Raw genomic sequence first — 5,149 nt, forward strand, 5'->3', positions numbered from 1 at the left:
GTCGGTCGAGCGCGTGCTGCAGGGCGGTGATCGCCGACGCGGGGGTCATCGCGCGCAGGCCGCGGCGGCGCAGCCGCTCCTCGTCGTCGCCGTCCCTCCTGAGGAGGAACGGGGCCCGGCCCTTCTCGCGCGGTGCGCCCGGGTCACTTGCCGAGCTGCGGGCGCCGTACCACCAGGGCCCGCTTCAGCCGCGGCCCGAACGGCTTCTCCACCAGCCGGTGGATCAGCCAGGCGATGCACAGCAGGCTCGTCACGCTGATGACGATCGTCGCGTACGGCGGCAGGCCGAGGTCGCGGTTCAGCACCCGGACGAAGAACCAGCCCAGGTGCTCGTGGATCAGGTAGAAGGGGTAGGTCAGCGCGCCGGCGACGGTCAGCCAGCGCCAGTTCGCCCAGCGGGTCCAGCCCACCGCCACCACCGCCACCGCGGCGAAGGCGAGGAAGACGATCGCCTGGACGACGTACGGGTTGCGGTGGAAGTCGCCCTGCATGCCCGGGTGCCACAGGGCGGTCACCGAGTAGCGCTGGCCGAGCAGGAACGACATGATCACGATGCCCCACAGCAGCAGGTCGCTGCCGTAGCGGTGGATCAGGTAGAGCGCCAGGCCGCCGATGAAGAAGGGGGCGTGGTCGCGCATCACCAGTTCGTCGGTGAGCGGCATGTCGGCGACCCGGGCGAAGACGCCGGCCAGGGTCCACAGGGCGCAGAACAGCACCACCCGGCGGTAGGTGACGCCCCGCCAGACCACGAACAGGGCGAACATCGCGTAGAAGCGGACCTCGACCCAGAGCGTCCAGTCGACGCCCAGTACCCGGTTCACGCCCATCGGCTGCTGGAGCATCGTGAAGTTGACCAGGATCTCGTCGGACCGCAGCGGGTGGACGACGACGGGCAGGACGCAGGCCGCCGCGGTGATCAGCACGATCGCCACCCAGTACGCGGGGTACAGCCGGGCGACCCGGGAGCGGAAGAAGTCGCCCAGGGAGCGGCCCCAGCTGCTCATGCAGATCACGAAGCCGCTGATGACGAAGAAGAACTGCACACCCAGGCTGCCGTAGGTCGCGGCCAGGGACAGGGTCGGGAATTTCAGGCCGGGCGACTGGTGCCAGGACTCGGCGATGGGGCCGTTCTTGCCCGCGAAGTGGTACATGCACACCATCAGCGCGGCCAGCAGCCGCAGCCCGTCCAGTGCGCGCAGCCGGTCGCCGGCGCGCGGGCGGGGTGCGGCGGCGGGCGCCTTCTCGGGGTCCCGCACTCGCACGGTGGGCGCCGGCGCCGGGCTCGTGGGGGCCAGGGCCTGGTCAGCCGCATTCATCCTGGGGCCTTTCTCGGCAGGGTCGTGTCCATCGTCGAAGTGGTCGTCGATGACCGGACGGTACGAAGTACTGACGTATGACAGGGGATTCAGCGCTGACGCCGAGGCATCGGATGTATGTCGCACAGATGAATGAACAGGCGTCAGGTTGACGCCCGGGTTAAGGGAAAGCGCGCCGCCCCCGGTCCTGTGGAGGAACGGGGGTGACGCGGTGGAACGGTGTGTGGAGTGCTTGCCTCCGGGGCAGTGGACGGGTCCGGCCGGGCGGGGTGACCGGCGCCGGGACGGCGTCTCCCGGCCGGCCGGGATCAGCGTCGGGACAGGGCCTTGGCCCGGCGCGCCAGGCGGCGCACGGTCGCGTTGCGCGGGATGAAGGCGAGCTGCGCGGGCACGGCGCCCGGCAGGGCCAGCGCGGTCAGCCGGCGACGCTTGAAGTAGCGCCAGGTGCGCGTGTTCAGGTGCCGGGAGAGATAGTCCTCGGCCGCGTCGCGCAGTCCGGGGTAGATCTTGGGCTGCATGGCGAACCCGACCGCCTTGACCAGCGCCGCCAGCTGTTCCACCCGCTGCGGCGACGGCATCGTCCAGCTCTCCACCGCCGTCCGGTCGGCGAGGTCGGGCAGCAGCGCGTCGACCAGGGTGACCGGCACCCGGTTGCTGTTCTGGTAGGGCGTGAGCCGGGTCAGTACGTTGTCGGTGCCGGCGCGGGCCACCGGGATGCCGTACAGCCCCGCGGCCGTCAGCAGCGCGGTGGAGAAGCAGCCGACGACGAGCGCGGGCCGCATCCGCTGGAACGCCACCTCGGCGAGCACCGGCCGCTCCAGCAGGGTGAGTTCGGCGCCGAGCCGGGCCGCTTCGTCCTGGAGCAGCCGCGACCAGCGCGCGGGCGCGACCGGGTGCGGTTTGAACACCAGGCTGCGGTGCCCGAGAGCGACGGCGCCGCGGACCATGCCCAGGTGCAGCTGTTCCTCCTCGGCGTCGTCGAGGATGCCGAGCGCGCTGAGGTACTGGCCGAGCAGCAGCGCCGGCTGTCCGTCGACGTCCGGCAGCCCGGTCTCGTCCTGCGCCAGCTCGCCCAGCACCTTGAGGAACGCCTCGCCCGGCACCAGTTCGGGTGCGACGCCGAACTCGGTGAGCAGCAGCGGGGTCAGGTCCGGTAGGAGATTGAGGTGCAGCAGCCGTTCGATCCGGGTGCCGACCAGCGGATCGATCTTGTCCCGGGTGGGGCCATAGCTTATGAGGCCGTCCGCGTAGACATCGACGGGGGCGCCGGTGAACAGTTGGCACACCGCGAGCGAGGGATTGACCTGCACGGACTCGACGGCCAGCCGGACCTCGTCGTCGCCGAGCCCCCACTGGAGCCGTACGTACCGCTCCCACATGGGGATGTCGTCGCCGCGCGGGCTCCAGCCGCTGGGGTGGAACGGTGCGATCGTCTCGTTCCAGGACAGCACCTGGTCGAAGCGTTCGGCGATCCGTGCGAAGCCCGGCATCTCGTCGACGGCGGGTGTGGTCTCGGGGTTGACCGCGTTGTTGGTGACGAGCAGCAGCCGCCGGTCGGTCGGTTCGAACAGCCCGGCGTCCAGCGCGGCGGCCAGGGTCGCGGCGCCGTACAGCGTGGACGCGCAGAAGATGCGGGTGGTGCGGGGCATCAGGCGGCCACCGTCCGGGCGGACACGGGCCTGCGGCGCAGTCGGCGCAGCCGGCTCGCGCGCTGGGCGTCCATCGTGTCCATCACTTCCGCGAGCACGTCCTGCGGCATTCGCTTCAGGGCGGCGGAGCTCAGGGAGCGCAATTTTCGAGCCACGGCGGGTTCGAACCTCTCGATTGATCCGAGATGATGAGCCATGATCGCGCAATAGGTGCGCACTGCTTTCGGCAGCAGCTTATCCGCCTCGGGATCGAGCGCCGTTTCTTCGATTACCTGATCGAAGGCCCGGATGAAATCGAGCTGGCGTACATCGCCGATCTGGGTGAGCGAGGAGGCCACCCCGCGCCGGTAGAACACGCCCATCAGGTTCACCGCGGCGAAGGACTCCGCCTCCCGGTGCAGTTTCCAGATCCAGGGCCGGTCCTCGGCCGTGCGCAGTCCGTGGGTGAAGTGCAGCAGTCCCCGGTCGACGAGCCGGCGGTGGTAGATGCCCGCCCAGGCGTACGCGTAGTCGACCGACGTGGACCGGTCCGCGGGCAGGATCGCCGCGCGGGGCTCCATCACCACGCCCCGCCGGCCGTGCGGCACCCGGTTCACGGTGCGTGCCCGGCCGGTGCACTGCACATGGTCGGTGCGCAGGAAGTCGCAGTTCAGCTCGTCCATGGCGGCCACCAGACGTTCGTAGTAGCCGGGCGCGAGCCAGTCGTCGCCGTCCAGGAACGTCAGGTACTGCCCGCGCGCGCGGTCGATCCCGGTGTTGCGCGCGGTCGCCAGTCCCCCGTTCTGCTCGTGTCTGACGAGCACCGCCCCCGGCAGCTCGCGCTCCGCGCGCGCGAGGATGTCCGGTGTCCCGTCGCGCGAACAGTCGTCGACGAGAATGAATTCGAAGTCGTCACGAGTGTTCGCCCGCAGGCTTTTGAGAGTGTCCGGCGCGTATTGCTGCACGTTGTAGAACGGCACGATGACGGAGAGCTTGACCACGTCACCGACGTTAGAGGGCCGCCCGGCACCCGTCTTTACCGTTGGTTTGATGTCAGGTGAACTACGTGTGGCGAACCCGTGAACCAGACCTTCTCGGGTACCCGGAAGGCCCGAAAACCCCATTCGTCGACGTGCTGTTAACCCTTTGTTGCTTTCGGGTTGGGCGGATCCTAGGAATGCCTTCCTACGGTCGACGACGTGCCAGCAAGTGCAACGAACACCCTGCGAGTCGCCGTGCTCGCGGACTCCGACACCCGGTGGAAATGGGGCGCGCTCACCGCGAAGCGTACTGTTTCTGTCGAAGAGGGTGAAACGGACATCCGCCTGGACGGCTACCTTCTGCGGGGCCGAGCCACCCCCACCGCCCGTCAGCTCCAGGAGGTCGGCGTCCACGCCGACTCGCTCCGCGAGGTGACCGCCGCCGAGTTCCTGCGCGCGATGGGCGAGGAGTCCTACGACGTCCTCGTCCTCGCCCTGGTCGGCGGTGGTGTGCAGGCGATGCTCCACGGCCTGCGGCACGTCTGGGCCGACCGCACCGAGCGTCCCGTCGTCGTCACCGGCTACGTCGGCGTCGTCTACGAGAAGCTCGCCGACGGCCTGCTGCTGCGCCACGGCGCCGATCTCGTCCTCGCCAACTCCCGGCAGGACGCGGACCGGTTCCGCGCGGTCTACGAGGGGGTCGGCGCCGACGCCACGTCCGTCACGGAGGTCGCGCTGCCGTTCCTCGGCGGAGCGCCGTACACCGTCGAGAACGACCCGTACACGGTCGTCTTCGCCGCACAGCCGTCCGTCCCGGCCAGCCGCAAGGACCGTGCGTACCTGCTGGAGCGGCTGATCCGGCACGCCCGCAAGCACCCCGAGCGCGAGGTGCTGCTGAAGCTGCGCTCCAAGCCGGGCGAGCACACCACGCACATCGAGGAGCTGCCGTACCAGAAGCTGGTGCAGAAGGCCGACCCGCCGTCCAACTTCCGTCTGGTGTACGGGCACATGGGCGAGGTCCTGGACCGCACCGACCTGCTGGTCACGGTCAGCTCGACGGCCGCCCTGGAGGCCCTGCACCGCCGCATCCCGACCGTCGTCCTGACGGACCTCGGCGTGCGCGAGATGCTCGGCAACCACCACTTCGTCGGCTCCGGCCTGCTCGCCTCCTGGGACCAGCTCGACGCCGGGCACCGGCCGGTGCCCGGCCAGGACTGGGTCGCCC

General features: G+C 70.0%; 4 protein-coding genes. 1 reads left to right on the forward strand and 3 read right to left on the reverse strand.

The window, feature by feature from the left end; translation table 11 throughout:
• Positions 1-143: 143 nt before the first annotated feature.
• The 3 genes from ABT085_RS43530 to ABT085_RS43540 form a co-directional block, all read right to left on the reverse strand.
• Positions 144-1,316, reverse strand: a complete 1,173-nt coding sequence (locus ABT085_RS43530) for an acyltransferase family protein (protein ID WP_351621905.1) — start codon at positions 1,314-1,316, stop codon at positions 144-146.
• 308 nt (positions 1,317-1,624) lie between these two features.
• Entirely contained in the window at positions 1,625-2,965 is a 1,341-nt protein-coding gene (locus tag ABT085_RS43535; protein ID WP_351621908.1) for a polysialyltransferase family glycosyltransferase, read from the reverse strand.
• On the reverse strand, positions 2,965-3,945 hold the full coding sequence (locus ABT085_RS43540) for a glycosyltransferase family 2 protein (RefSeq protein ID WP_351621911.1): 981 nt from the start codon (positions 3,943-3,945) through the stop codon (positions 2,965-2,967). The genes ABT085_RS43535 and ABT085_RS43540 overlap by 1 nt, the downstream gene beginning before the upstream one ends.
• A gap of 198 nt (positions 3,946-4,143) precedes the next feature.
• Between ABT085_RS43540 and ABT085_RS43545 the strand changes: the two genes are divergently transcribed.
• Positions 4,144-5,149: DUF6716 putative glycosyltransferase (locus tag ABT085_RS43545; RefSeq protein ID WP_351621914.1), on the forward strand; the 1,006-nt coding region annotated here is incomplete at its 3' end.

Origin of the sequence: Streptomyces sp. NPDC002265, assembly GCF_040296125.1 — a bacterium.
Classification (GTDB): Bacteria; Actinomycetota; Actinomycetes; order Streptomycetales; family Streptomycetaceae; genus Streptomyces.

What these genes read in the sequence shown, in the direction of transcription:
- ABT085_RS43535 (WP_351621908.1), bottom strand. Translation starts at nt 2,965, where the DNA reads ATGCCCCGCACCACCCGCATCTTCTGCGCGTCCACGCTGTACGGCGCC.
- ABT085_RS43530 (WP_351621905.1), bottom strand. Translation starts at nt 1,316, where the DNA reads ATGAATGCGGCTGACCAGGCCCTGGCCCCCACGAGCCCGGCGCCGGCG.